This window comes from Aquimarina sp. MMG015, from assembly GCF_018100855.1.
GTDB classification, from domain to species: Bacteria; Bacteroidota; Bacteroidia; order Flavobacteriales; family Flavobacteriaceae; genus Aquimarina; species Aquimarina latercula.
Genome location: NZ_JAGJEB010000031.1, coordinates 1 through 1,169 on the forward strand (window position 1 = coordinate 1; position 1,169 = coordinate 1,169).

Below are 1,169 nucleotides of genomic sequence, written 5' to 3' on the forward strand. Positions count from 1 at the left end.
AATACAGCAAATGATTTAAGTATTGCTAAGAGTGCAGTATTAACTACTGATGCAGATACTAATACTGTGATTAGTGTTGGAGATACAGTGACCTTTAGCATTACAATTAGTAATGATGGTCCAAATGATGCTACAGGTGTTGGTGTTGGAGATACGATTCCTGATGGATATACTGCAATTGGTAGTATTAGTAATGGTGGTACCATTAGTGGAAGTATTATTAGTTGGAATGGTTTAGATATTTCAACAACAACTCCATTAGTGTTAACCTATACTGCTGTAATTACAGATACAGGTAATTATACGAATTTTGCTGAAATTACAGCGAGTGATAACTTTGATCCAGATAGTACACCGGATAGTACTCCAGATGCAGATACCCCGATAGAGGATGATGAGACAAACTATACAGTTCCAGTTCCAGAATTAACTTTAGTTAAAACAGGAGTGGTTAGTGGTTCTAATGTAGAAGATGTTATTACATACACTTTTACAGTTACTAATACAGGAAATGTAACAATTGATAATATCTTCATAGATGATATGCTAACAGGAAGTATTAATCTACCAGTTACACCATCTATTTTAGCTCCAGGAGAAACAGGAACGGCAACTGCTACTTATGCAATTTCACAAGCTGATATTAACAATGGAGAAGTGATCAATAGTGCAACTGTAATTGGAGATGATCCTGATGATAATGATGTTATCGATATATCTGATAATGGAGATGAGACTGTTGATGATAATGGAGATAATGACCCTACAAATGATGAGACGATTACGGATATTGAACAGCTACCTAATTTAGCTTTAACTAAGACAGGTTTCTATGTTGATGTTAATGGTGATGATTTGCCAAATGTAGGCGATGAGATTCAGTATACCTTTACGGTAGAGAACACAGGTAATGTTGATGTTACTAATATTATTCTTACAGATCCATTACCAGGTATTGTTGTTACTGGAGGTCCAATAGATCTAGCAGTTGGTGAGATAGATATGACCACATTCACTGCTACTTATGTATTAACGGCAGAGGATATTCTATTAGGAGAAGTTATAAATCAAGCTACAGTGACTGGTCAGGATCCAAATGGAGATGATGTTATTGATCTTTCTGATGATCCTACAGATACAACAGATGTAGATCTTGATAATGACGGAGA

General features: G+C 35.4%; 1 pseudogene. It reads left to right on the forward strand.

Annotated elements, in window-relative coordinates:
- Window positions 1–1,169, forward strand: a pseudogene (locus J8L88_RS23355) (DUF11 domain-containing protein); the annotation flags it as partial.